This is a genomic window from Neorhizobium tomejilense (assembly GCF_964254135.1).
GTDB classification, from domain to species: domain Bacteria; phylum Pseudomonadota; class Alphaproteobacteria; order Rhizobiales; family Rhizobiaceae; genus Neorhizobium; species Neorhizobium tomejilense.
The window spans coordinates 1,229,845-1,255,599 of the sequence record NZ_CAXUSO020000001.1; the positions used below are offsets into that span (position 1 = coordinate 1,229,845).

Below are 25,755 nucleotides of genomic sequence, written 5' to 3' on the forward strand. Positions count from 1 at the left end.
GCCGATGGTCAGAAGCCTACAGGTCAATCTGCTCCGCGATCCACCTCGACTCCAAGGTAGCGAACCGTGCTTTCGAGCTTCGTGTGACCGAGTAGAATCTGGACGGCTCGCAGGTTACCTGTCTTCTTGTAAATCTGCGCTGCCTTGGTTCGCCTCATGGAGTGGTTGCGATAGGCATTAGCGTCAAGCCCGATGGACGCGACCAGCGGTGGACAATCCGGGCATATTGCCTCGTGGACAAATGATGCGACATCTTCCGGCTTGGAAACAGATAGCTGCCGCCATTCCTCCGAGCGAAGGGGAGCCACGCCACGAGCGCAGTCTTTGTCTGCTCGGTGACCTCAAACTGTACGGGTCGATTCGTTTTCTTCTGGATGATGATCGCCCGGTCCCGAACCGAACTGCCGGACCACAGGCCCTCAACTCTCAGCCTGACGAGGTCGCAGGCACGGAGACAATGTGGGAACAGCACAGGGGTTACCATTCACCAACGCTCCGGGCCGAAGGCTCTCAGAAACGATTTGCGCCTTGATCTGATCCGGGCAATGCCGGTGCACCTCACTTCCAGATTTCCTGGCCGTGAGAACCTCCAATGTAGTCTCCATGGAGAAACTCCCGTTGCTCGTCCATGGAAGGCGGTCACAGATCAGCGCGGCGAGGACAACGTGGGAGCGGAACAGCGGTTACGTTTATTCGATCGAAGACGTCATCGACCGTTGTGTCGGTATTGACGATTTCGAATGTCGGATCGAGTTTCGAGGTGAGGGACTTCCGCCCGCGCCCGTCCGGCGTGAGAATCACCGGCAATGGCCGGCTGAAGTCAAGGCGCAGGTTGTTTCGGAAAGTCTGTGGCCAGGAGTATTAGTCAATGAAGTTTCGGGCGCTCGAGCGAAGCTCAATTCCCCGCCGTCTTCACACCGAGCTGGCGAACGATCTTCCTTATCTGCGTACACACCGGACCGAGCAGCGTCGGCAAATCCCTGGGCTCTCCAGGATTGTACGCAGCCGGCGTCAATCCATGGAGGTCTGATGGCAGAACAAGTCCTGGAAGCTTCGGATACACCAGGATGCTTCTTCTGCGGCCAAGCCGCCCCATGAACATGCCGAGTTCGAAAAGAACGTTGTCACGGATCGTAGGCTTGCGGTCGCCACGACTCGTCTCGACGATGTCCTCGAAGAGGGCCACAGCAACTCCGAAATCACTCTCGGCCACGGCCGTTTCCAAGGATTCCAAGGGATAGCCGCCCGCCCAGAAGACACCATTGGGCCACACGGTTGGAAGGGCATCGTGCTGGAGGCCAGCCTGAATCTCGTTGGCAACCTCCAGTCCTTCGACAGAGGACATTATGAACATGCGGGGCTTCGCGTTCGGAGCAGTCATATGCCTGTTCCGGTCATAAAGTCTCCTCGAGAGTTCTTGTGCGACCGACCGCCAGATAAGTGGTGGAAACCTGTCGGCTAGCTTCGTGAATTCGCTGCCGGCCATTTTCACCGCGACCACGGTCTCCACCGCGATGACGGACGCGGCGCGGCGCTGCGAAGGCTCGATCGCGGCCATCTCTCCGACATGATCGCCCATCTTGAGCTGCCGGACCTCCTGTCCTTTGACAACGATGGAGACCACTCCAGAAACCAGGAAGAAGACATCGTTGTCCTCGCCGCCTTCGGCTATCAGGATGTCGCCCGAATTAAACTCAACAAGCTCTCCACTGGACGCGATCGCTTCAGCAACCTCGGTGTCTCCACTATCGAACTGACGCTTCAGATTGCCGATCAATGCTACTCGGTTTTCGCCCTCGAAACGTTCCTTCATGACGGCTCCTTGTGAAAAATCAGATGTTTCTTACGGGAAATGATGAGGGAGGTGACCCGCCTCACGGCTTCTTCCAGTTGCCGGACCGATATACGGTCTCCGTCTCATCGGCGAAGACGAAGGACCGCGCCTCCCACATGTTCTTCCCATCGGTGTCGAATTTGGCTTCCTTGCTGAGCTTGTTGTATATCCGGCTGGAGATATAGGTGCAGTAGCCTCCGTCTCTGACATCCGATAGTTTTGCGGAAAGGCTGGCGGCTTTCCCGATCCAGATGAGATCGTTGCTGTCCCGAACCCCGGAGCGTACAGCCCGGACTTCTCCGGCATCGATACCTGAGCAGTTTCGGATCTCAATGCCATTGTCGGATACCGACTTGAACTGCTTTTCCGCCGCAGGCTGAATGATCTTGCGGACGCTCCAATGGATTTCTCGCCCGCAGATAGAGGCATTGCTATTCTTTGAATCGCCGACGAATACGCCCATCACGCGATCTCCGTCGAAGCTGCGGACGTGCCCACCATGCTTGATGATGAGACGAGTGGAGCAATCCAGGAATGCCCGGATTATCTTCGCGGTCGTAGACCAAGGGCATGCCTTTGACAATTTTGCCGAACCCGCAAGGTCGGCATACAGGAAGGCGGCGTCGATTTTGACCGCACCGTTTTTCAAGACCACGTCTTCCGTCGTCGGCACGACCCGTCCATCCCGCTGGTCGAATTCGGTGCGGAAGAGAGATTCGACGCGATCCTTGAGAAAGCTCTCATTGGTCATCCCAGTTCAAGCCTCTCCAGATTTCGCAGTTTCAACGGGACCTTGGGATCCGTCTCCTGAGTTCCCCGAATACATGGCATCGTCAGGCGGGAGATCGCGCAGACCGCATCTCAACATCGTCCCGCAGCATCGCTCGCCGCGAGCGCGCGCTGACCAATAGAAGTCCGCTGTCTTCTCTCTCCTGAGACGCTCCTGCCTGATCAGCGTGGTAACGGCTTCGGGTCGGCAGCAAGACGCCCGGGATATCGGTTTGCCATTCCTTCGGCAGCCCACAGGGCAAGGGAGCCAACTGTTTTTCAAGCGATCCCGCGCATTGAATTTAAGGCCGCTGTAGGAAAACCATGCAGGCTCACCTGCGAGCATCTCCATGTACTCGTTCTCGATACCCAGCATCTTTGCTGCGGCGACAGCCGCGAGCTGGTGCGGCCCTGCGCAACCATGGGCCAGCTCCTGTTGTGGAGGCCAGCGGCCAGTTCTATCAGCCACCCTTTGAAGCTTTAGAAAATGCCGGAGCAGAGCCCACCAGACCACCGCGTGATCATTCGAGACGATTCCTTTACCTGCATTGAACCCGATGCAAAAATGCTCATTCGATTGCAGATGCCGTTCATGACATGTCCTGGGATAGTTGGTTCCAGGCACCTGCTCCTGAACCTCAATCTCGCCGTCCTGATCACGCACCCTGAGATCAACCTTGATCTCGCCAACGGCACTATCGAGCTGGATAACGGCGACCCCAAGTATCTCGGGTCCCGTGCGAGTGGCGCCGCTGAACCAATCAGGGATCGCCTGGAAGATATGATCCAATGGCAATCATCGCTCTCCGGCGTTGTAAGGGGCCGCTACGGCGCTGACCGTTCCGCTGCTCACGACTGGAGGTGAGCCGAGATGTTCTCCCACCGATTCTGAATCGAGCCCCCAGGCGACACCACCTTCGAACAATCTTCGAATGCTCGCTGGAGCATGATTGAGCGCAGTCGGGCCAAGAGCGGTCTGGTCGCCCGTGCAGTCGCCCTGAAGTTCCTCCGACCGCGAGACCGCCCTGCTGACAGAGCACCGGACACTCCGCTCCCCACGTATCCCGATCCGCGTGATGGGCGTCTCACCGAACTCAAGGCCGATGGCGATCCCCAGCTTGTCGATGCCACCGATTTCCTCCTGGCAGAGCTCGAAGCTTGAGCGCATTCCGCCAGCCGCCTTGACCGCCGCCACCACGGAAGCAGAGGCATCCGTGTCCTGCGAAGTGCCCTCTGCAAGGAGACCATGGATGCAGTCGCCGATAAACCTCACCTTGCGGCCCGAATAATCCTCGGACAGGGTTGCCGCCAGTTCGCTTCGGATGACGTGCAGATTCGAAACCATCTCGCCGATCCGCTGCTGGGCGATGCAGTCATCGACATACTTCGTGAAGCCGTCAATGTCGCCGAAGATTGACATCAATCCCATCCGGATCGAGTTCGAGGGCTTTAGGAGCGTGAAGTCGATCGCTTTCAGCGGCGGCGTGTGCCTGTGGAACGAGAAGCTGGCGTCGGTGCCCACGTCGAGCACGAAACGGCTTCTTGCGCGGGATGCTGCCGTCACAATGTCAGCGTCTGAAAGGCGCTTCGATTGGAAGCTGCTGTTTGTCGAGAGGCCGATATTTCCGACGGACGACGTTGGGTTCGCTCGCTCGGCCGCGAACGTGTCGATGCTGAAGAGCTGCGGAAGTCCAAGGTCCTTTCGGACCCTGTTCGACATGAAGACGCCTTCCTCGTCGCCCTCGGCGAGTTTGGCCGCGTAGTTCGCGGGTGCTCCAAGGAAGAGCGGCTCGCGCTCGTCCTTGGTCCCGCTGTTCACGGCAACCGCAGACCCGCTGTCCACTCCGACACGAATGCGGGTCGAGTAGCGGCCGTTCTCCGTAGTGCGACCGACTTCCTCAATAGCACGCTTGGCAGCGTCAGCGAATGCAAGAGCTCTCTCGGCTCGTTCCTTCTCGTTGCCGGGGCCGGGAGGAGAGACAATGACGGCATGCATGCGCGCGCCATGGAAATCGACGCGTTGCGCTTCGAATTCGTCGGCGACTTGATCGCATGCCGCGTAGTTGAGATGGAGCATCGAGAGGACGCGGCGATGACTGGCTTCAGTCTCCCGCTCCCGCTCGGTCATCGCCGCCGCGAAGTCCAGCATCTGGATGTAGACGTGAACGCCTTCAACCCGGATCGCGGTGTCAGGCGGAACATCGAAGATCAGCGGCTCGGATTTCCCGCCAAGGTTCATCCTCGTCCGTATCGTCGCCGCTCGGGCGGTCATGTAGCTCAGGTCGAAATTTCTCAGGTTGATCGAGGCGGCTGGCGCGGTGGCGCGGAATGACCGGATACGCTGAAGGCTCTTATGACGGGACCAACTCATTACAACTTCCTTTTTGTTCGCCTGTGGGCGGATGAATGCTGAATGCTTGAAGGTGGTGTCGGATCGGGGATGCCTACCGGCGCGATTGTTTCATGATTTGTTCCTAGAGGCATCTTCCAGGCACCTAAGTGCCTGGAAATATTCGTTCTTTCGGGATGATAGAGCGATTTCAGATGTCCCGCTGTTGTTTTATGACTCAGCAGATGGGACTTTTATGACTCCAAACCCCGGTTTTATGACTTTTCAGTGGGGTCCATCCAACCACTTATTCCTGCATTAATCAGCTGCAGCCGCTCGTAGCCCCACAAGTGTCGCACTTCTCGCAAGTCCCATTCCGGACCATCGTGAAGTTCTGGCACTCGCCGCACATGTTGCCCGTATACCCTTGAGCAATCGAGCGCATGCGGCGTTCGTTTTCGACCTTTTTGGCTTCCGTCTTGGCGGTCGCAGCCTCGTCGGCGGCCTTGTCGGAGAAGAGGGCCGTGGTGGCTGCCTGTTCTTCGGTCAGTTCCTCGACGATCTCTTCGGCGAGTTCCTTGGCGCGCTCCTCGTAATCCCGCTTGAAGGAGACGATTTCGGAAGTCGAGATGGCGACGGTCGGTTCCAGCTTGCGGGCGGCGGCACCGGCAAAGGCGGTGACGTTGGTGCCGGCCGAGGCGCGGGCAGGGGCAGCGGTGGCCGCACCCTTGATGTCGGCCGGGCGATCGCCGCCGGTGCCGGAGACGAGCGTCGGCTTGTAACCGCGGGTCAGGCCCTTGGAGACCACATCCGCCTTGCCTTCCGAAACGCCGCGGCCAAGCGCGGTGTTGGAGAAGTCCGACGTATCGACATGCGCGAGGTCGTGGCGGCCGAGATAGGAGATCGCCAGTTCGCGGAACACGTAGTCGAGGATCGACGTGGCGTTCTTGATCGCGTCATTGCCCGTGACGATGCCGGCCGGTTCGAACTTGGTGAACGTGAAGGCGTCGACATATTCCTCAAGCGGCACGCCATACTGCAGGCCGAGCGAGACGGAGATCGCGAAGTTGTTGATGAAGGCGCGCAGGGCCGAGCCTTCCTTGTTCATGTCGAGGAAGATTTCGCCGAGGCGGCCGTCGTCGTATTCGCCGGTGCGCAGGAAGATCGTGTGTCCGCCGATCTTCGCCTTCTGGGTATAACCCTTGCGGCGGCCGGGCAGCTTTTCCTGGCTGCGGACGACCTTTTCGATGATCCGCTCGACGATCTTTTCGGTAATCGTCACGGCCTGGGCTGCTGCCGGCTGGGCCAGCAGTTCCTCGACCGCGTCTTCCGCATCGTCATCGGCAATCAGCGACGAGTTGAGCGGCTGGGAGAGCTTCGAGCCGTCGCGATAAAGCGCGTTGGCTTTGACGCCGAGCTTCCAGGACAGCATGTAGGCGGAGCCGCAATCCTCGACGGTCGCGTCGTTCGGCATGTTGATCGTCTTGGAGATCGCACCCGAGATGAACGGCTGGGCGGCCGCCATCATGCGGATATGGCTTTCGACCGAGAGGTAACGCTTGCCGATCTTGCCGCAGGGATTGGCGCAATCGAAGACGGCCAAATGTTCGGCCTTCAGGAAGGGAGCGCCTTCGAGCGTCATCGCGCCGCAGACATGGATGTTGGCGGCTTCGATGTCCTTCTTGGAGAAGCCGATATGTTCGAGCAGGTTGAAGCTCACGTCGGCGAGCTGCTCGTCGGTGACCCCAAGCGTGCCCTTCAGGAAGTCTGCGCCAAGCGTCCACTGGTTGAAGACGAACTTGATGTCGAAGGCGGCCTTGGTGGCGCCGTTGATGGCTTCGATCTTGTCGTCGGTGAAGCCCTTGGCCCGAAGCGAGCCGGCGTTGATGCCGGGCGCCTGGTTGAGGTTGCCGTGGCCGACGGCATATGCCTCGATCTCGGCGATCTGGCTTTCCGAATAACCGAGCGTGCGCAGGGCTTCCGGGACGGCGCGGTTGATGATCTTCCAGTAGCCGCCGCCGGCGAGCTTCTTGAACTTGACGAGCGCGAAATCGGGCTCGATGCCGGTCGTGTCGCAATCCATCACGAGGCCGATCGTGCCGGTCGGAGCGATAACCGAGACCTGCGCGTTGCGGTAGCCGTGCTGTTCGCCGAGCGCGAGCGCCTTGTCCCAGGCAGCCTTGGCATGGGCGACCAGATCCTGGTCCGGGTTTTCCGAATGGATCAGCGCTACCGGGTTGACCGACAGCTGTTCGTAGCCGGAGGTCTCGCCATGGGCGGCGCGGCGATGGTTGCGAATGACCCGCAGCATGCTGTCGCGGTTCGGCGCGTAGTTCGGGAAGGGACCGAGCTCGGAGGCGATTTCAGCCGAGGTGGCATAGGAAATGCCGGTCATGATCGCGGTCAGCGAGCCGGCGATGGCGCGGCCTTCCGGAGAGTCGTAGGCGATGCCGGTCGACATCAGCAGGCCGCCGATATTGGCGTAGCCGAGGCCGAGCGTGCGGTACTGGTAGGAGAGCTCGGCGATCTGGCGCGACGGGAACTGCGCCATCATCACCGAGATTTCCAGCACGACGGTCCACAGCCGCGTCGCATGTTCGTAATCGGCGATATTGATGCGGGCGGTCGTCTTGTCCTTGAACTGCAGCAGGTTCATGGAGGCGAGGTTGCAGGCCGTGTCGTCGAGGAACATGTATTCCGAGCACGGGTTCGAGCCGCGGATCGGGCCGCCGGCCGGCGAGGTGTGCCAGTCGTTCATCGTCGTGTTGAAATGGATGCCCGGATCGGCGGACGCCCAGGCGGCGTAGGAAATCTGTTCCCAGAGGTCCTTGGCCTTCAGCGTCTTCATCACCCTTCCGTCCTTGCGGGCGGTGAGGTTCCAGTCCCCATCCTGCTCGACGGCGCGCAAAAAGTCGTCCTTCAGCGAGACGGAGTTGTTGGAGTTCTGGCCGGAGACGGTGAGATAGGCTTCCGAATCCCAGTCCGTGTCATAGGTCTTGAATTCCAGGTCCTTGTAGCCCTGGCGGGCGAACTGGATGACGCGGCCGATATAGTTTTCCGGAACCTGGTCCTTCTTGGCCGCCTTGATCTCGCGCTTCAGGGCCGGGTTCTTGAGCGGATCGTAGCAATCGTCGCCGCTGCCGCCTTCGCAGTTCAGGCAGGCCTTCATGATGGCCTTCAGGTGCTTGGAGACGATCTTCGAGCCGGTGACGAGGGCCGCCACCTTCTGCTCTTCCTTGACCTTCCAGTTGATGTATTCCTCGATATCCGGATGGTCGATGTCGACGACGACCATCTTGGCGGCGCGGCGGGTGGTGCCGCCCGACTTGATAGCGCCGGCAGCGCGGTCGCCGATTTTCAGGAAGCTCATCAGGCCCGACGAACGGCCGCCGCCGGAGAGCTTTTCGCCCGCGCCGCGCAGCATCGAGAAGTTGGAGCCGGTGCCGGAGCCGTATTTGAACAGGCGGGCTTCGCGGACCCACAGGTCCATGATGCCGCCTTCGTTGACGAGATCGTCCTCGACCGACTGGATGAAGCATGCATGCGGCTGCGGATGCTCATAGGCCGACTTCGACTTGGTGAGCTTAGCCGTGAAGGGGTCGACATAGAAATGGCCCTGGCCGGGGCCGTCGATGCCATAGGCCCAGTGCAGGCCGGTGTTGAACCACTGCGGGGAATTCGGGGCGACGCGCTGGGTGGCGAGCATGTAGGCAAGCTCATCCATGAAGGCGGAGGCATCTTCTTCGGACGTGAAATAGCCGCCCTTCCAGCCCCAATAGGTCCAGGTGCCGGCAAGGCGGGAGAAAACCTGGCGCGCATCGGTTTCGGAACCGTACTGCTCTTCCTTCGGCAGTGCCTTCATCGCTTCCGTGTCAGCTACAGAGCGCCACAGGAAGGAGGGGACGTCGTTTTCCTCGACCTTTTTCAGGAACTTCGGAACGCCGGCCTTGCGGAAATACTTCTGCGCCAGAACGTCCGTCGCAACCTGGGAGAATTGCGCCGGCACGTCGATATCGGCAAGCCGGAAGACGATCGAGCCGTCCGGATTGCGGATCTCGCTGATCCCCTTGCGGAATTCGATTTCCCCATAAGCGCCTGTATCCGGCTTGGTGAAACGACGTTCGATGCGCATTGCCTTAATCCTCGTCCGTTGGCGCCTGATGATAAGGCGCAGATGTGCCGCTCCAGCCCACACGTTCGACGCGCGCAGCCAGTTGAATGTTCCCGATCCCAGGTGATCATCCGCAGATGCCAACCTGTATGTTGTGGTGATAACGGCTGCAACACTACTACATATAGTATTAACAGAATCTTTCCGCCAGTCCCAGCCGTTGTTCCGGAGCGGAAAATCGAGCACGCACGGAGACCGTGATAGCAGCCCGTCCCTCATAGCCGGACTGCATGATCTTTCCCGTCAAACTCGAAGAAGAACCGGCCTCGTTAATTCCGGTCCAGTCGCCGCCGCAACGTAAGGAACACTGTCGAACGAGCCGAGAGATTCGTCAAGGCGTAGATTGCAACGCTTTTATAACCACAAGATATTGTGGTTCGTGGCTGTGGATAACGGGGACGAAGAAATAGACGAGGATTCTCAGGCAGTTGCGGGGACAGCCTGAAACTTGCGTTACGAGGCGCGGAAATATTTCGTGAGCGGGGGCAGGTGCCGAAAGCCCGATCTAGCGGGGTTTTGAGGGTTCGGCCGTACCATATCGAGGCAGTTCAAGAATCTGTGGCCACCACTAATAGATAAGCCCGCGCGTTTTTTTGACCGGCGGGCCAGTGACAAGGACCAAGATTTTTGAAAAGGGCCGGAAAGAATCAGCCGTTGGTGCTCGGCTCCCGATGAAGCCTATCCCGCGGAAAAGAGGCCCAGGTGTCCCGGCTGACTTCAAGCGAGTCGGGACGATAGCCGTGCAGGCTACCCGAAAGGGCGCGGATGTGTGCCGAACAGGTTCGCCATCGGCGAGCCCGGGGTCTTCGTTTATTTTTTCCTGGCGCTGCGGCGTCAACGATGCCGCAGCGCCAGGGGATCTCGCCCGGTTCAGAGAGAATCGACGTTTATTCCGATCGTCACGGCGCCGATCGGCGCTCCGCTCTCATCGGTAATCGTCACGCTTGCCTGCGACTGCAGCGTCTGGGACGATTCGTCCTTTTCAACCTCATCGACGAACAGCGCGTTCTTGCCGGCACCGAAGGATTTCTTGAACTTTGCCTCGTCGCCCTGCCAGTAATCGGAGGTGATGTCGCTCTGGCCGACATTGAGGCCCTTGGCGTCCATGACGAAGATTTCCGTAATCGCCCCCTCGGACTTTTCCTTCTTTTCCACGAGAAGTTTCGACAAGGCGTTGTTCAGCACGCTGTCGATCGTAGCACGATTGGAACTGTCGACCTCGGCGCGCCATTTTTTGTCGAGCGCCAGGATATCGGCGTCGCTCAGCTTGGCATTGGTGGCATTCTGGGCCTTGATCGCCGAAATGATCACTGCGTCGGTGAGCCAGGGCTTTACTTTACCGGTGACATATTCGGTCACCGGCGCGACGTGAGCCTCCTCGGCCAGAGCCGTGCCAAGCGGCAAGGCGGATACGGTGCTGCCGAGAAGGAGCATGACGATGATCTTATGCATAGGTGTTTCCCTTCCATAGGTTGCTGACGTTTATGAGGTCATGCCGCTTCAGAGGCGTCTTCAGGACGCTTGTCTGAACGGAGCGGCAAAGCCGGTTTTTTTGTCGGAGAGAGATTGATGCCTCCCCGATTCGGAATGGGCCTGGGCACCATTTCCGGCTGTGTTTCCGACAGTGAAGCTGCTGGCCGAACTCAGCAGCAGACGGCCTTGCGAGAGCAGTTCCTGGCAGGCTGCATTGGTTTCCTCCACCATCGCGGCATTCTGCTGCGTGGCATGATCCATCTGATTGATCGCGGCGTTGATCTCCTGCAGGCCCGTGGCCTGTTCCCGATAGGACAGGACGATCGAAACGATGCTGTCGCTGATGCGGTTGATCTGGTCGCCGATCTGGAGAAGGGCGTCGCCCGTGTCGTTGACAAGCCCGACGCCGGCAGCGACCTCCTGATTGGAACTGGTGATCAGAACCTTGATTTCCTTGGCCGCATTGGCCGATCTCTGGGCCAGCTCGCGCACTTCCTGAGCAACGACTGCAAAACCCTTGCCGGCCTCGCCCGCGCGGGCTGCCTCGACGCCGGCATTCAGCGCCAGGAGATTGGTCTGGAAGGCGATCTCGTCGATAACGCCGATGATGTGGCCGATCTGGCTGGACGAGGCCTGGATCCGGTCCATCGCCCCGATCGCGTTGCGGACGACGGTTGCCGAGGAATGGGCGCCCTTCTTCGTCTCCTCGACGAGGTGCCCGGCGCTCTCGGCCTTCTGCGAAGAGGTTCTGACCGTTGTCGTGACCTGGCCAAGGGAGGCGGCGGTCTCCTGGAGAGCGGCGGCCTGTCGTTCCGTGCGCTGAGCCAGCTGGTCGGCGGCGCCGGCAAGCTCGCTGGAGCGATCCTCCACCTGGTGGGACGCTTCCTTGATCTCCGTCAGCGCGGCGGCAACCGCCTCGACCATGTTGTTGAAGTCCTGCTGCAGTTTTTCAAAATCCGGCCCGAGGCCATTGAGATGAATCGAAAAATCGCCTCCGGCAAGCTTTTCCAGCGCGTGTCCGAGCTCTGCCATGACGGCCCGTTGGGTGTTGCTGGTTTCCTCGGTGATCCGCGTATTACGGGCGCGTTCCTCGTCAAGCGACTGGCGCTGCTCCGCGGCGATACGCTCTTCTTCGACCTTCGCGATAGCCTCGCCGCGGAACACTTCCAGTGCGCGCGAGAGAACGCCGATCTCGTCGCCATTGCGCTGGTATTCGACCGGGGAGGTGAGGTCGCCGGTTTGCAAGGCGATGATGCGTGCACTGAGGTTCCTGACGGGGCGTCCGACAAGCCGGCGCATTGCGAAGAGGAAGGCTGTGACCGCGACGGTGATGACGAGCAATTGGATAAGCAGGGTATTCAGCACTTCCTGCTGCGCCTTGGCGAGGATTTTCGCCACCGACCAGGCAGTGAAGAGATAGCCCGTGACCTTGCCGGATTTGTCCGGGGGCAGGGGAACGACGATCCCGACCAGGCCTCTGGAAGCCAGCGTCGTATCGACAACCGTGCTGTCGGGTTTCTGACCGATCGCCTGAGCCAGTTCGGCGGAAGACAGGACGCCCGCCACGCCGTCGCGTGCCCAGATGTCGACCGGCGCAAGCTCGGCATTGAACGCGGCGAACTGGACGAGGTCGAGGTTAGGGTTGTCGCGCTGCAGGGCATAGGCCTCCCGCACCGCGTTGACCTTGCCCCATTTCACGCCGCCGGCCGCAACCGACGCGAACTGTTCGGCGCCGCGCGACCAATGTGCCGTCGCCGTGCTGATCAGCAAGCGCGTTTCCGATATCCAGGTATAGGTCGCCAGGGCGGAAACGCCACAAATGTTGACCGCGACAATAAGCGCCGCCAGTTTCGTGGTCAGCGGCATCCTATTCAAAAAATCACGCATGCGGGCCTCGATGTCATGCAGACGCAACCGGGGGGACCCCAGTCTGGCGGATTGAACTCGGACATCGTACGCTGAGAGTTTTACACGGCAGGCATCATGCCCGTGTCGCCATTGTCAGGCAAAGCCTACGGACGACAGTGTTCCTCCTTTATATGAAGAAAAAATAAAATTAGGACGCCCTCATGGGGAAAGCGGAGAAATATACCCGCCTGGGGCGAGATCTCGACGCGAGTTCCTTGATGAATGCCAAATTCAAGCCGCGAGGAGTTCTCCTCGAGACTTCACGACGCCAAATTGAACGGTTTTCACCACAGGCCTTCGGGGTGAGCCCGGATTTTGCGGCTGGCCACACGAAGCGCTCGCCGGAGATGACTCCACGTCGTCGCGCCCCGCCCGAGACCTTGCTGTTATAGATCTTAGCTGCGGTCAGCCTTGGCGATCGGCTCCTGATAGGTGAAGCCCATGTCCCAGGGGAAATAGATCCAGGTGTCCTGACTGACTTCCGTGACGAAAGTGTCGATGGTCGGCACGCCGGAGGGTTTGGCATAGACGCAGGCGAAATGCGCCTTCGGCAGCATGGCGCGCACCTCCGATGCCGTCTTGCCGGTGTCTGTCAGGTCATCGATGACCAGAACGCCGGCGCCTTCGTCGACCGTCAGTTCGGGCGTTATTCCTTTGAGCAGGTTCATTTCGCCCTGGTTGACGTAGTCGTGGTAGGAGGCGATGCAGACCGTCTCGATGAGGCGGATATTGAGTTCGCGCGAAATGATCGCCGCCGGCACCAGGCCGCCGCGAGTGATACAGACGATCGCGCGGAAATCCCGCTTGAGGCCTGCGAGACGCCAGGCAAGCGCCCGGGCGTCACGATGGAATTGATCCCAGGAAACGGGGAAGGCTTTTTCGGGAAGAGACATGAGGCTGGCCACCATTAGCGAAAGCATGTTGCTGGCTCTCGCTAATAGCGGCAATTCGCCCGTAGACGCAAGGATTTGTCAGCGGGAAAGCAAAGTCAGCGCCGTCATCGAATCGAGCAGGCTGCGCGTCACGCCGCCGAACAGCATTTCCCACCAGCGCGAATGGCCGTAGCCGCCCATCACCAGAAGGTCGACGCTGCCTTCCGACAGATGGTTCTCGATCGCCGCTGCCGCAGAAACGCCGCTCTTTCCCTGCGTCGACAGCGTCACGTTGATCCCATGCCGGGCAAGGGTGGTCGCGATCTCGGCGCCGGCCATTTCCGGCGTCTGACCGCCGCGGTCGCTCGGATCGACGCAGAACACTTCGACGCTATCGGCAGCTTTGAGGAACGGCATCGAATCGAAGGTCGCACGCGCAGCCTCCCGCGATCCATTCCAGGCGATCATCACCCGCTTGATCGGCTGCGGCACCTTCATCGTGTAGGGGACAAGCAGCATCGGCCTGCCGCTGTCGAAGAGGAAAGTCTCTAGATCAGCGCGGTGATCGGCATGCGCCGGATCGCTCTGGCTCGCAACGATCAGATCGACCGAGCGGGCGGTGTCCATGACCGAATGGGAGCCATAGCCCGCCGACGACATGCAACTGCGCCACTCGGTGGAAAGTCCTTCGCGGGACGACTGTTGCTTGAAGATCCGCTCGACCTCGGCGGTTTCCTTCTGCGCCGCGTCCTGCAGGATCTGCACGGCGGAGGGATCCGGAATTTCCATCGGCGCGATCAGCGGCACGGCGGCCAGTGTTTCTGCGTGGACGCCGATCAGGTGGGCGGAAAAGCGTTCGGCGAGCGCGATCCCGTAATCGGTGATCGGCCTTGCGTTTTGAGGTGTGTCGAGAACCGCTAGAATGGTCTTGTAGGCCATGACTGCATCTCCTCATCAACTGGTTCTGCGGGATTGGGAACCAGCATCTCATAAATACGTGTGTCGCACTTTGATCCCGGTCAAGGAGCGTCCGCCGACAGCAGGAGAGGCAGAGTGCCGCGGGTCAGGCGTCGGCAGTCGGATTGGTGGCGATCTTGGCCCGGTCGATGCCGGCGATCATCTCCGCCACGGCTTGCGCGGCTGCATCCAGAACCTGCGGGTCGCGGGCGCGCACGACGATTTCGGTCGAGAACCGCTGCCCGTCATATTTCGGATAGGAGCCGATGCTGGTCTCCGGATGCGCTTTCTGGACGGCCGACAGAAGCGTGCCGATATCACCTTCGCCATAGGGGCAGGGCAGCGCCCGCGACAGCATTTTGGCGCCCGAGCGCAGCATCGGCAGCACGTTGTCGACCATCGCCTGGAAAACCTGCGGCACGCCGGCCATCACATAGACATTGCCGATGATGAAGCCCGGGGCGGTCGAGACCGGGTTTGCGATATGCCTGGAGCCCTCGGGCATGCGGGCCATGCGCTGGCGGGCTTCGGTGAATTCCATCTCGCGGCGCTTGTACATGTCGGCAAGCAGCTTCATCGCCTCCGGATCGTGGATGCAGGGCACGCCGAAGGCCTTCGAGATCGCGTCGGCCGTGATGTCGTCATGGGTCGGGCCGATGCCGCCGGAGGTAAACACGTAGTCGTAACGGCCGCGCAGCGCATTCAGCGCCTCGACGATCGCATCCTCCTCGTCGGCGACGATCCTCACTTCCTTGAGGTCGATGCCTGAAAGCGTCAGCAGATCGGCGAGATGGCCGATATTCTTGTCCTTGGTCCGGCCGGACAGAAGTTCATCGCCGATCGCGAGCATGGCGGCGGTGACGATCGAGGATGGTTGCGGCGCGTCAGACATGGATATCCCTCCGTAAGTGCCACACTCCTAAGCCCAATTTTTTCAACGCAGAAGCGATTTTGTCGTGAGGAACGCAGAAACCGCGTCTGTTGCGAATTTATGATCCGCAAGCGAAATATCGTCTCCAGATGTTGAACAGTGCGTAGACCTCGCAAGGGCTGTCGCCGATCCGTGAAGCCGTTACATGTGGGCCTGGTTCTGGCCGCAGACGGCCTTGTTCACACACCAGACATTGAATGGAGAAGATCATGGCGAAGGTTCTCGTGCTTTATTATTCCGCTTACGGCCACATCGAAAAGATGGCCTATGCGGTTGCGGAAGGCGCAAAGTCGGCAGGCGCCGACGTGACGGTCAAGCGCGTTCCGGAACTGGTTCCGGACGAGGTCGCCAAGGCCTCCTATTACAAGATGGATCAGCAGGCTCCGGTCGCGACCGTCGAGGAACTGACCGAATACGACGCGATCATCGTCGGCGCCGGCACCCGCTTCGGCACGGTCGCCTCGCAGATGCGCAATTTCTGGGATCAGACCGGCGGCCTCTGGGCACAGGGCAAGCTGGTCGGCAAGCTCGGCTCGATGTTCACCTCGTCGGCCACCCAGCACGGTGGCCAGGAATCCACCATCCTCGGCTTCATCCCCACCTTCCTGCACCAGGGAATGGCCGTCGCCGGCCTGCCTTATGCCTTTGCCGGCCAGATGGGCACCGAAGAAGTCAAGGGCGGCTCGCCCTACGGCGCCAGCACGATCACCAACGGCGACGGCTCGCGCCAGCCTTCGGAAATCGAACTCGAAGGCGCCAAATTCCAGGGCGCCCACGTCGCCAAGCTGGCTGCCAAGCTCGCTGGTTGATTGAATTGCGATAATTTCTGAAGGGCGCGGCGAGGGATCTCCGCGCCCTTTTTGCATTCCGCCCATCCGACCGCCTCGCTTTTTTCGCAACCGGCGAACCGCTTCCGCAATTTCGGTGCTTGACGGCGTCGCGCAAGTTCAAGAAACAGGACGCCCATGCGGACGTGGCGAAACTGGTAGACGCAAGAGACTTAAAATCTCTCGGCCTTTGGTCATGCGGGTTCGATCCCCGCCGTCCGCACCAAGCCTGACCTTGCCTGCAACCGTTTGCGATGAAGACCGTTTGATATCCACTTCGATGGAGGCGTGCTTTGGGCTTTACCTTTGCGATCGGCGATATCCACGGTTGTCTTGCGCAGTTGAAGGAACTGCTCGAGCAGGTGGAGGGCCATGCGCCATGCGGGCATGTGGTTTTCATCGGCGACTATATCGATCGCGGGCCGAAGAGCAGGGGCGTGCTCGACCTCGTCATGGCGGGGCCGCGCAAGGAAGGGTGGCGGTGGACGGCGCTCAAGGGCAATCATGAGGACATGATGGTCCGCGCCCACCAGAACAGCGGGCACGACGAAATCCTCTGGATCGACAATGGCGGCCGCGAGACGATGGTTTCCTTCGACGGCTACGTGCCGCCGCAGGTGCTGTCATGGTGCGCGCACCGACCCTTGATCCTTGTCGACCAGCACCGGATCTTCGTGCATGCCGGCGTCGACGAGACGTTACCGCTCGAGGGGCAGCGGGAGCGAGACCTGATCTGGAAGCGGTTTGCGAGCGACGACGACGGCGAATTCTGGGGCCGGCATCTCTGCCACGGCCACACGCCGCTTCCCGGCAATCCGCAGACGGTCGGCAACCGCACCAATATCGACAGCGGCTGCGTGTTCGGCGGCGAGCTGACCTGCGCGGTTTTCGACGACGACGAACCGGGCGGGCCGGTCGAATTCCTGCGCGTGCCGGGCTAGTGCCGCCAGAAGACCGGCGTCAGCAGGACTAGCACGGTCAGGATTTCGAGACGCCCGAGCAGCATCATCAGCGACAGTAGATAGAGCGCCGGATCGCTGATCGTGGAAAAGTTGCCGACGGGGCCGACGATCGGGCCGATGCCGGGACCGACATTCGACAGCGCGGTGATGACCGAGGACGTGGCGGTCAGGACGTCGTAGCCGAACAGCGCCATGCCGACGCTGCCGACCACCCAGAGGAAAATGTAGAGGCTGACGAACAGGAAGACCGCACGCTGCGTTTCGGCGTCCACCGTCAGACTGCCGTAACGTACGGGATAGATCGCGTTCGGATAGATGAGCTTGTTCAGCCCGGCGCGGATGACGTTGACCATCACCACGAAACGATAGGCCTTGATGCCGCCGGCCGTCGAGCCGGAGCAGCCGCCCATGAAGGTGGCGAAGAAGGCGACCAGCACCGCGAACGGTCCCCAGAGCGTGTAATCGTCGCTCGCAAAGCCGCCTGTCGACAGGATCGAGGTCATGTTGAAGAACGAATGGATCAGCGCGTCGTGGAGTTCGACGCCATTCCTCAGGTGATGGTAGACCGCAACGACGATCGAGATGACGCAGAGATAACCGAGGAAAACAAGGATTTGCGGGTCGCGCAGCGTATCCAGCCGGCTGCGCACGGCCAGCAGGATCAGCACCGAAAACGGCAGGCTGCAGATCGCCAGGAACACCGTGCCGATCACCAGGATTGCGTTGCTGTCGAAGAAGGCGAAGGACATGTCGTGGGTCGAGAAACCGGCGGTCGCGATCGTTGTCATCGCATGGTTCAGCGCATCGAAATGGTCCATGCCGGCAAGATCATATGCGACGGTGCAGGCAAGCGTCAGCAGCACGTAGACGATCAGGAAGGCCCGGGTGAAACTCGCAAGCCGGGCGAACGGCTTGTCGTTGGTCTCCGACGATTCCAGCTTGAAGATCGAGGCACCGCCGACTTTCAGGAACGGCAGGACGAACAGGCCGAGGCCGACGATTCCGATGCCGCCGAGCCAGCAGAGCAGCGAGCGCCAGAGCAGGATGCCGGGCGGCATGTTGTCCAGCCCTACGATGACGGTCGAGCCCGTCGTGGTGATGCCGGAGATCGATTCGAACAGCGCTTGTGCAAACGAGAGCTCGTGTTCGGCAAGAAAAAGCGGGATCGCGCCGACCACCGAAAACATCGCCCACAACACGTTGACCAGCAGGAAGCCGAGACGCTTGTTGAAGACCGGCGGGGGCCCATGGGTCGCGAGCGCTGCTGCTGCGGCAAGCCCGCCGACCATGAAGCCGGACATCGCGAAAACCTGCCAGTCGCGATGCCCGTAATAAAGGTCCACCATCGCCGGCAGGAACATGGCGAGCGACAGGTAGAGCGCGCAGAGCGCCGTTATGTAGATGACCGACCGAAGAAGATTGGCGTTCAAAAATGGTTGTCCCGAAGTTCGCGGCAACTGAAAGAAGCTTTGTCTCAGCCGTAAGCCTATGGCATAGCGGGACCATTCTTGAAATTCAATGGATGGCCGATGTGACCAAGGCGGGCTTGACTAGGGCAGGCGTGACGAAAGCGGGCGTGGACGAAGCCAGAGTGGCGATGCGGGAGATCTTCCCCGAAACGCCGCTGCAGATGAACGAGCACCTCAGCCGCCGTTATGGGGCCGAAATCTGGCTGAAGCGCGAAGACCTGTCTCCGGTCCGCTCCTACAAGATCCGCGGCGCCTTCAATTTCCTGCGCAAGGCGATTGCCTCAGGCGCGAAGGGCAAGACATTCGTCTGCGCCTCAGCCGGCAATCACGCGCAGGGTTTCGCCTTCGTCTGCCGCCATTTCGAAGTGCCGGGCGTGGTCTTCATGCCGGTGACGACGCCGCAGCAGAAGATCGACAAGACCCGCATGTTCGGCGGCCCCTTCATCACCATCCGGTTGATCGGCGACATCTTCGACCAGTGCTATGCGGCGGCCCGCGCCCATGTGGAAGAGATCGGCGGCGTCATGGTGCCGCCCTTCGACGACGCCGACATCATCGAAGGCCAGGCAACCGTCGCGGCCGAACTGCTCGAACAGCTGCCGGATGGCGTGAAGCCCGACCTGGTCATCCTGCCGGTCGGCGGTGGTGGGCTTTCCTCAGGCACGACCGGTTACTTGAAAGATATCGTGGCGCCGGACGATTTTCTGTTCACCGAGCCGGAAGGCGCCCCGAGCCTCAAAAAGAGCCTCGAAGCCGGCGAACCGATCACGCTCGTCAAGCTCGACAATTTCGTCGACGGTGCCGCGGTGGCACGGATCGGCGACCTGAATTTCGAAGCCCTGAAGGGTTTTTCGCCGGATCAGGTTCTGCTGGTGCCGGAAAACGCCATCTGCGTGACGATCACCGAAATGCTCAACGTCGAGGGTGTCGTGCTGGAGCCGGCCGGCGCCCTGTCGATCACCGCGCTCGAGATGCTGGGGCGCGAAAAGCTCGCGGGCAAGACGGTGGTCTGCGTCGTCTCGGGCGGCAATTTCGATTTCGAGCGCCTGCCAGACGTCAAGGAACGCGCCATGCGTTACTCCGGTCTCAAGAAATATTTCGTGCTCCGGCTCGCCCAGCGCCCCGGCGCGCTGCGCGATTTCCTCAACCTTCTGGGACCGGAAGACGATATCGCCCGGTTCGAGTATCTCAAGAAATCGGCCCGCAATTTCGGCTCGATCCTGATCGGTATCGAAACCGCAAGGCCGGAAAATTTCGCCAGCCTGCTCGAACGGTTCGATGCGGCCGGCATGGGCTATCAGGACATTACCGAAAACGAGATCCTGGCGAACCTCGTCATCTGAGCGTCGCTTCCAGCCAGGCGATGACGCGGTCAGCAAGCGGTCCGGTGGTCGCCGGGGAAACGATGTCGCCGGCAATCACGTGATTGCCGGGATCGCCGGTCTGGCCGACATCGACAAGCGCATGAGGCCCGCCCCAGCGGTTGGCGACCTCGCGCACCTTGTCGGGCCGGATGACCTGATCGAGCGAGGAATAGAGGAAAAGGGCCGGCGTCGTGATCCGCTCCACCGGGCTCTCGACCGAGAGTTTCACGAGCGCTGCCATGGGGAGCAGGGCTTTTGTCGGATAGCGGGTCGTCCAGTGGGCGGCATGGCGGTCGTTATAGGGCGTGAAGCCGCGGTTTTCCCCAAGCAACAGCCGTGAGAGCTGCGGTGCGACCGGTGTTGTGAGCAGAAATGCCGCAAAGCTGTTGATGCCGTAGTTCGGCGACACGAACACGGCCGCCGAGATGCGCGATGCGATCTTCGGGTCGGCAAGTGCGAGCGTCGCGAGCGAGGCGCCGGTCGAGGTGCCGATGACGACGACGCGATTGCCGAGCGCTTCGCCGATCGCGAGACTTACGGAAAAATCCGCCAGCCAGTCTTCAAGGCTTGCTTCCCCCATGGCGTCGCCGCTGCGGCCGTGGCCGGCGAGGCGGGTGAAATAGAGATTGGCACCGAACGCTGCCGCGACGCGGTCGGGCAGGGGGCGTATCTCCTCGGCCGAGGCCGAGAAACCGTGCAGGTAGACGATCGCGAAAGCCGTCTTCTCCTTCGTCGCTGGATCAGCCCAGACCACCCGTTTGGCGGCACCCGGGCGAATATCGGCGAAGTGGCTTTCGCTCGCGCTGAGATACGCGTCGAGATCGGCGCCGAGGCGGGTTTTGTCGAAAGCCGGAAAACCGTCAGCGGGCATGCGCGAGCCGAACATCAGCATCACTCCGAAGGCGGCGATCAGGATCGCGCAGACATAAATGGCAGTCCGCCATGACAACAATCTCCTCCGCATCCGGCACTCCCTCCGAACCAGGGGAGATGATAGGCGGGCTTGGTGACGGCGGGAAGTCTGTCTGCCGCAGATTGGCGGCCTAACCGCAGATCTGCGGTCGGGAGGGCAGGGCACAGAAGCCGCGGCGCTCCACCTCGGCCCGTGTCTTCTCGATCACGTTGGTCCAGACGAGGCCCGGAAAGCCTGAAGGCACCAGGTCCCACGCATCCCGGTCGTCTATGCCGGAGGACCCGGCGTCGCCGGCCTCGAACGGGCCGATCAGCACGACATCCGACCCGACCGCCTGCATCCGGTTGTAGAAACGCTCCGGCCAGCCCCAGAGCAGGAAGGCAAGATTGGCGGGGACCGGCACCAGGGTATTTCGGCAGGTTTGCGGCACATGGCCGCTCCAGCCGAGCGCCAGGTAGTTGAGGAGGCAGGATTTGGCCGTGCGGTTGGAATAGCCGGGAAGGCCACGGATAAGCGCCACCGCTTTTTCGGTCGGCTCGTTTCCTCCATAAACGCCGAACGCCGCTGCCCGCGCGCCAGGGTCGGTCTTGAGAAGTGTGGCCAGGGCTTCGCCTTCCTCCGTGCGGCGGCTCTTGAAGTTGATCAGGAAACGGCCGTCCGGCAGGGCGGCAAAAACCTCCGGCAAGGTCGGCATCAGGCCTTTGCCCTGGCCTCGGAACGGAAAGGTCCGGCCGCCATCGGCGGTGTAGCCGTAGCCGATATCGAGTGTCTTCAAAACCGGCATCGGCGTCTCTTCCGTGACGCCCTTGGCCTCGGTGCGGCAATCGAGCGTCCAGTCGTGGAAAACGGCGAACTGCTTGTCCGGCGTCAGATGCACGTCGAGTTCGACCACGTCGGCGCCGGCATCGAAGGCGGCCTTCATGCCTGCCACGGTGTTTTCCAGATAGGCATGCGTCGGCGGCAGCATCAGGCTCGCCGTGCAGCTGTCGCTCTTGATATCGGTGGCATCGAAAAGCTGATGCTGCCCGCGATGGGCAACGATCCTGAGCGGAGCTTCCGGGAAACGGGAGAACAGGGAGGTATTGCCGATCCAAAGCGCGGCGATGACGACGAGGAGGAATGCTGCGGTGATCTTCCATTTCATGCGGTCAGGCTCCTGAATCGTGCGGGTGATATGAGACGTTGGATTGTGACTTTTCCTTGGGGATCCTGCTTCCGGCTCGCGCAGGAATATGCTAGGCAGCCGATATGGCTTCGTTTCTGTCCAATATTTTCTCGATGTTCTCCGGCGGCGGCAAATCGGCCGAGGCACCTGCTGCTTCCGCCAAGCCGGTCGAGCATGGCGGCTGCATCATCCATCCGGCGCCGATCCGCGAAGGCTCGCAGTTCCGGCTGGCCGGACGTATCGAGAAGGACGTAGACGGCGAGACCCTGGTGCGCAGTTTCGTCCGCGCCGACGTCTTCACCTCCATGGACGACGCGGTCGAATATACCGTCCGCAAGGCCCAGCAGATCATCGACCAGAACGGTCCCTCGCTGTTTTCGGATGGGGAGAAGTCGCGCTCCGCGTGACATGCGTTCCGCATTGTGATCGCAAAAATTGTGACTCACACTCAAAATTAAAGCATTAGCGATAGCTTGAAGCATCTGTTCCGATGTCTTTTCTGCGGTCGACTTTTAATGCGATCTCGCTGGTCATATTTTATGCTTTTTATCGGCTCCGGGCTTTCCGGCGGCCTTATTCCCGGTTTTGCCTTCGCGGATGATCTTGCTTCGGGCACCTCCCGACTGGACATGACATGGGTGCTCGTCGCCGCCGGACTGGTGATGATGATGCAGGTCGGATTCCTTCTGCTCGAAGCCGGCATGGTGCGCTCGAAGAATTCGATCAACGTGGCGCAGAAAAACCTTCTCGATTTCGTCTTCGGCGTCGTCGCGTTCGCTGCGGTCGGCTTCATGATCGCCTTCAGCCGTTCGAACGGCTTCCTGTTTGGAGCACAGAGCGAGTTCTATTTCCTGCGCGATCTCGACAGTTGGCAATCGGCCTTTTTCGTCTTCCAGGTGATGTTCTGCGGCACCGCCGCGACGATCGTTTCGGGCGCGGTCGCCGAGCGCATGAAGCTGGCGGCCTATGTGTTCGGCTCGCTGTTCATGTCGGGGCTGATCTATCCTGTCTTCGTGCACTGGGCCTGGGGCTCGGCACTGTTCCCGAATGCATCGGCCTTCCTGTCCCAGATAGGTTTCGTCGATTTCGCCGGCTCCACGGTCGTTCATTCGACCGGCGGCTGGGTGGCGCTTGCCGCCTGTATGGTCATCGGCCCGCGCATCGGCAAGTTCGATGCCGACGGCACGCCGGTCAGGATCGCCGGCCATAGCCCTGTGCTCTCGACCACCGGCGCGCTGCTGCTCTTCATCGGCTGGATCGGCTTCAATGGCGGTTCGACGCTCGGCGTTACCGACCAGGTGGCGCCGATCATCATGAATACGGTACTGGCCGGCGGCATGGGCACCTGCGTCGGTTATGTCATCGGCTTCTACCAGGACGGCGTCATCCTTCCGGAAAAATCGAATTCCGGCATGCTCGGCGGGCTGGTTGCGGTCACCGCCGGCTGCCACATCCTCGATCCGGCAAGCGCCCTGATGGTCGGGGCGATCGGCGGCGCGGTGGCGATCTTCGGCAATGCCTTCATCGAGAGAACGCTCAAGATCGACGACGCCGTCGGCGCGATCGGCGTGCATGCCTTTGCCGGCGTCACCGGAACCCTGCTTCTGGCGCTTCTCGCGCCGGTCGATCACCTTCCGGCTGGTGGCAGGCTGGCGCAGCTGCATGTGCAGCTGGTCGGCGTCGGCGTCAATTTCTACTGGTCCTTCGGTCTCGGCTACGCCTTTTTCTGGGCGACGGACCGGCTGATGCGGATCCGCGTTTCGGCCAGGGAGGAAGAGGACGGGCTGAACCTTGCCGAACATGCGACGCGCCTCGGCGTCGGACATGTGGAGGACGCTCTGGCCGATCTTCTTGGCGGCAATGCCGACCTGCGCCAACGCCTCCCCGTGGTGAAGGGCGACGAGGCCGAAAAGCTGACCGGGCTCTTCAACCGGCTGATGGACAACATCGAGGAAGAGGAACGCAGCCGCGGAGAGCTGATGGAACTCCGCCACAACAACGAGGATTCCGAGCGCGTCGCAGCGCTTGCGAACGCCACGTTCGAAGCGATCCTGATCCACCGGGGTGGCATCATCGTCGACGGCAACGAACAACTCGGCAAGATGGTCGGCCTGCCGCTTATCGAGATCATCGGCCGGTCCGTTTTCGATATCCTCCACGACGGCGAGACGATCCGCGTGGCCGACCTGATGCAACTCAACGACGACAACAGCCACGAGATCGTCGTGAGGCTGGCAAACGGCGAGGAAATCCCGGTCGAGGCGCGTGGCCGCGACATCCTTTATCGTGGCGAAAAAGCTCGTATCGGCTGCCTCGTCGACCTTACGGAGCGGAAGCTCGCGGAGAGCCGCATGCGCTACCTCGCCCTCCACGATCCGCTGACCGGGCTGCCGAACCGTGTACTGTTTTCCGAGCGGCTGACCGAACTGGTGGACGCGGCTGGAAACGGCAAGGGATGCGGCGTGCTGATGGTCGATCTCGACCGTTTCAAGGACATCAACGATATCCATGGCCATCAGGCGGGCGACGCGGTGATCCGCGAAACCGCCGTCCGGCTTGCGGCCGAGGCAGGCCCGGACAACATCGTCGCCCGGCTCGGTGGAGACGAGTTCGCCGTCATCATCGCCCATACGTCCGATACCGACGAACTGGAGACGTTCGGCGATCGGCTGCTTGCCGCGATGGCCTACCCGATCGATATCGGCCACGGCGAGCAGGTCAATATCAGCGTCAGCATCGGCGTTGCGCTCTGCCCCGAACATGCGGGCGACATGGACCCGCTGATCGGCTGCGCCGACGTTGCGCTCTATCATGCCAAGAATGCCGGCCGGAACGCCTGCCGAATGTTCAGGCCCGGCATGAACGAACTGATCGAAAAGCGCCGGGCGCTGGAAGTCGATCTGGAAATCGCCCTGCAGCGGGGCGAGTTCGAACTCTACCTGCAGCCGCGCGTCGAGGCCGAAAGCGGCCTCATTATCGGCCACGAGGCGCTGCTGCGCTGGTTCCATCCGAAGCGCGGCATGATCAGCCCGGGCGATTTCATTCCGGTCGCCGAAGCCTCCGGCAAGATCATCCGGCTCGGCGCCTGGGTGCTCGCCGAGGCCTGCAGAATACTCGACGACCTCGACGGCCATATCAGCGTCAACGTCAGCCCACTGCAGTTTCGTCATGCGGATTTCGTGGCCGATCTTGCCGACCTGCTGAAGCGCACCGGCGCCGATCCGCACCGGATCGAGCTCGAGATCACCGAAAGCGTGCTGATCGAGGACGACAAGCGCGCCGTGCAGATCCTCAACGATCTGAAACGCATGGGCTTCCACATCGCGCTCGACGATTTCGGCACGGGATATTCGTCCCTGAGCTATCTGAGCCGCTATCCGTTCGACACGATCAAGATCGACCGCAGCTTCGTCAACAACCTCAACCTGGTCGACAATGCGCAGATCATCGTCCGCACGATCATCGACCTCGGCACCGGCCTTGGCATGAAGATCGTCGCCGAAGGCGTCGAGACGACCGAGCAGGCGCTGTTCCTCGCGCATGCAGGCTGCGACGAGCTGCAGGGTTATCTTCTCGGCAAGCCCCGGAAAGTCAGCGAGATCGCGCGCGAAATCGATCCGGCCATCGCCACTCAGCTCCGTAACGTGCCAAAGAAGCTGCCGGAGATCCAGGATTACCCCACGTTCGAAGGGGAAACCCATCAGCCGTTGTTGCATAGTCATGCATAATGGCCATACTCCGCACGGGTTGAAGCACGTAAAACGATAGCCGTTACAGCGGTATAGCGCCTGCGGGGGTGAAAGCGGATCGAA

Annotated in this window: 18 protein-coding genes, 1 tRNA gene and 1 pseudogene; 6 read left to right on the plus strand and 14 right to left on the minus strand. The window is 60.9% G+C overall.

Annotated elements, in window-relative coordinates:
* Positions 1-23: 23 nt before the first annotated feature.
* The 11 genes and pseudogenes from ACSQ3G_RS06390 to ACSQ3G_RS06440 form a co-directional block, all read right to left on the minus strand.
* Positions 24-484: pseudogene (locus tag ACSQ3G_RS06390) on the minus strand (tyrosine-type recombinase/integrase).
* A gap of 411 nt (positions 485-895) precedes the next feature.
* Positions 896-1,813: a TIR domain-containing protein gene (locus ACSQ3G_RS06395; protein WP_436109429.1), complete on the minus strand. Its 918-nt coding sequence runs from the start codon at positions 1,811-1,813 to the stop codon at positions 896-898.
* A 61-nt stretch (positions 1,814-1,874) separates the two neighbouring features.
* Positions 1,875-2,585 carry an adenylate/guanylate cyclase domain-containing protein gene (locus ACSQ3G_RS06400; RefSeq protein ID WP_436109430.1) on the minus strand — a complete coding sequence of 237 codons (711 nt, stop codon included), beginning with the start codon at positions 2,583-2,585 and terminating at the stop codon, positions 1,875-1,877.
* Positions 2,586-2,591: 6 nt separating this feature from the next.
* A complete protein-coding gene (locus tag ACSQ3G_RS06405) occupies positions 2,592-3,398 on the minus strand; it encodes an E2 domain-containing protein (RefSeq protein WP_436109431.1) in 807 nt (268 codons plus the stop codon).
* Entirely contained in the window at positions 3,399-4,841 is a 1,443-nt protein-coding gene (locus ACSQ3G_RS06410; RefSeq protein ID WP_436109432.1) for a nucleotidyl cyclase domain-containing protein, read from the minus strand.
* A gap of 412 nt (positions 4,842-5,253) precedes the next feature.
* Positions 5,254-9,063: a vitamin B12-dependent ribonucleotide reductase gene (locus tag ACSQ3G_RS06415; RefSeq protein WP_436109433.1), complete on the minus strand. Its 3,810-nt coding sequence runs from the start codon at positions 9,061-9,063 to the stop codon at positions 5,254-5,256.
* Positions 9,064-9,972: 909 nt separating this feature from the next.
* Positions 9,973-10,554, minus strand: a complete 582-nt coding sequence (locus ACSQ3G_RS06420; RefSeq protein ID WP_046636942.1) for a hypothetical protein — start codon at positions 10,552-10,554, stop codon at positions 9,973-9,975.
* Positions 10,555-10,614: 60 nt separating this feature from the next.
* On the minus strand, positions 10,615-12,462 hold the full coding sequence (locus tag ACSQ3G_RS06425; RefSeq protein WP_436109434.1) for a methyl-accepting chemotaxis protein: 1,848 nt from the start codon (positions 12,460-12,462) through the stop codon (positions 10,615-10,617).
* 416 nt (positions 12,463-12,878) lie between these two features.
* Complete coding sequence (gene gpt / locus ACSQ3G_RS06430) at positions 12,879-13,376, minus strand: xanthine phosphoribosyltransferase (RefSeq protein WP_105401425.1); 498 nt, start codon at positions 13,374-13,376, stop codon at positions 12,879-12,881.
* A 78-nt stretch (positions 13,377-13,454) separates the two neighbouring features.
* Positions 13,455-14,294, minus strand: a complete 840-nt coding sequence (locus tag ACSQ3G_RS06435) for a universal stress protein (protein ID WP_436109435.1) — start codon at positions 14,292-14,294, stop codon at positions 13,455-13,457.
* Positions 14,295-14,418: 124 nt separating this feature from the next.
* Positions 14,419-15,204: a competence/damage-inducible protein A gene (locus ACSQ3G_RS06440; RefSeq protein ID WP_436109436.1), complete on the minus strand. Its 786-nt coding sequence runs from the start codon at positions 15,202-15,204 to the stop codon at positions 14,419-14,421.
* 248 nt (positions 15,205-15,452) lie between these two features.
* On the opposite strand from ACSQ3G_RS06440, the gene wrbA reads away from it, so the two are divergent.
* The 3 genes from wrbA (at position 15,453) to ACSQ3G_RS06455 (ending at position 17,011) form a co-directional block, all read left to right on the plus strand.
* Positions 15,453-16,052, plus strand: a complete 600-nt coding sequence (gene wrbA, locus ACSQ3G_RS06445) for an NAD(P)H:quinone oxidoreductase type IV (RefSeq protein WP_046624463.1) — start codon at positions 15,453-15,455, stop codon at positions 16,050-16,052.
* 158 nt (positions 16,053-16,210) lie between these two features.
* Positions 16,211-16,296 (plus strand) — tRNA-Leu (locus tag ACSQ3G_RS06450).
* A gap of 67 nt (positions 16,297-16,363) precedes the next feature.
* Complete coding sequence (locus tag ACSQ3G_RS06455; protein WP_436109437.1) at positions 16,364-17,011, plus strand: metallophosphoesterase family protein; 648 nt, start codon at positions 16,364-16,366, stop codon at positions 17,009-17,011.
* Here ACSQ3G_RS06455 and ACSQ3G_RS06460 read toward each other — a convergent pair.
* Positions 17,008-18,462 carry a TrkH family potassium uptake protein gene (locus ACSQ3G_RS06460; RefSeq protein ID WP_436109438.1) on the minus strand — a complete coding sequence of 485 codons (1,455 nt, stop codon included), beginning with the start codon at positions 18,460-18,462 and terminating at the stop codon, positions 17,008-17,010. The genes ACSQ3G_RS06455 and ACSQ3G_RS06460 overlap by 4 nt on opposite strands.
* Positions 18,463-18,629: 167 nt before the next feature.
* Here ACSQ3G_RS06460 and ilvA point away from each other — a divergent pair, with 167 nt between their 5' ends.
* Positions 18,630-19,844, plus strand: coding sequence for a threonine ammonia-lyase (ilvA, locus tag ACSQ3G_RS06465; protein WP_436111673.1), 1,215 nt, complete (start codon positions 18,630-18,632; stop codon positions 19,842-19,844).
* On the opposite strand, the gene ACSQ3G_RS06470 is transcribed toward ilvA, so the two are convergent.
* Both ACSQ3G_RS06470 and ACSQ3G_RS06475 read right to left on the minus strand, forming a co-directional pair.
* A complete protein-coding gene (locus tag ACSQ3G_RS06470; protein WP_436109439.1) occupies positions 19,837-20,814 on the minus strand; it encodes an alpha/beta hydrolase in 978 nt (325 codons plus the stop codon). The genes ilvA and ACSQ3G_RS06470 overlap by 8 nt on opposite strands.
* Positions 20,815-20,908: 94 nt before the next feature.
* Entirely contained in the window at positions 20,909-21,922 is a 1,014-nt protein-coding gene (locus tag ACSQ3G_RS06475; protein WP_436109440.1) for a glycerophosphodiester phosphodiesterase family protein, read from the minus strand.
* A 104-nt stretch (positions 21,923-22,026) separates the two neighbouring features.
* On the opposite strand from ACSQ3G_RS06475, the gene ACSQ3G_RS06480 reads away from it, so the two are divergent.
* Positions 22,027-22,350 (plus strand): HlyU family transcriptional regulator, encoded by a 324-nt coding sequence (locus ACSQ3G_RS06480; RefSeq protein ID WP_105401121.1) that lies wholly within the window; start codon positions 22,027-22,029, stop codon positions 22,348-22,350.
* A 132-nt stretch (positions 22,351-22,482) separates the two neighbouring features.
* On the plus strand, positions 22,483-25,671 hold the full coding sequence (gene amt / locus ACSQ3G_RS06485; RefSeq protein ID WP_436109441.1) for an ammonium transporter: 3,189 nt from the start codon (positions 22,483-22,485) through the stop codon (positions 25,669-25,671).
* Positions 25,672-25,755: the final 84 nt, after the last annotated feature.

What these genes read in the sequence shown, in the direction of transcription:
- ACSQ3G_RS06435 (WP_436109435.1), bottom strand. Translation starts at nt 14,294, where the DNA reads ATGGCCTACAAGACCATTCTAGCGGTTCTCGACACACCTCAAAACGCA.
- ACSQ3G_RS06420 (WP_046636942.1), bottom strand. Translation starts at nt 10,554, where the DNA reads ATGCATAAGATCATCGTCATGCTCCTTCTCGGCAGCACCGTATCCGCC.
- ACSQ3G_RS06395 (WP_436109429.1), bottom strand. Translation starts at nt 1,813, where the DNA reads ATGAAGGAACGTTTCGAGGGCGAAAACCGAGTAGCATTGATCGGCAAT.
- ACSQ3G_RS06480 (WP_105401121.1), top strand. Translation starts at nt 22,027, where the DNA reads ATGGCTTCGTTTCTGTCCAATATTTTCTCGATGTTCTCCGGCGGCGGC.
- ACSQ3G_RS06440 (WP_436109436.1), bottom strand. Translation starts at nt 15,204, where the DNA reads ATGTCTGACGCGCCGCAACCATCCTCGATCGTCACCGCCGCCATGCTC.
- ACSQ3G_RS06410 (WP_436109432.1), bottom strand. Translation starts at nt 4,841, where the DNA reads ATGAACCTTGGCGGGAAATCCGAGCCGCTGATCTTCGATGTTCCGCCT.
- amt (WP_436109441.1), top strand. Translation starts at nt 22,483, where the DNA reads ATGCTTTTTATCGGCTCCGGGCTTTCCGGCGGCCTTATTCCCGGTTTT.
- ACSQ3G_RS06475 (WP_436109440.1), bottom strand. Translation starts at nt 21,922, where the DNA reads ATGAAATGGAAGATCACCGCAGCATTCCTCCTCGTCGTCATCGCCGCG.
- ilvA (WP_436111673.1), top strand. Translation starts at nt 18,630, where the DNA reads ATGCGGGAGATCTTCCCCGAAACGCCGCTGCAGATGAACGAGCACCTC.
- wrbA (WP_046624463.1), top strand. Translation starts at nt 15,453, where the DNA reads ATGGCGAAGGTTCTCGTGCTTTATTATTCCGCTTACGGCCACATCGAA.
- ACSQ3G_RS06425 (WP_436109434.1), bottom strand. Translation starts at nt 12,462, where the DNA reads ATGCGTGATTTTTTGAATAGGATGCCGCTGACCACGAAACTGGCGGCG.
- gpt (WP_105401425.1), bottom strand. Translation starts at nt 13,376, where the DNA reads ATGTCTCTTCCCGAAAAAGCCTTCCCCGTTTCCTGGGATCAATTCCAT.
- ACSQ3G_RS06400 (WP_436109430.1), bottom strand. Translation starts at nt 2,585, where the DNA reads ATGACCAATGAGAGCTTTCTCAAGGATCGCGTCGAATCTCTCTTCCGC.
- ACSQ3G_RS06415 (WP_436109433.1), bottom strand. Translation starts at nt 9,063, where the DNA reads ATGCGCATCGAACGTCGTTTCACCAAGCCGGATACAGGCGCTTATGGG.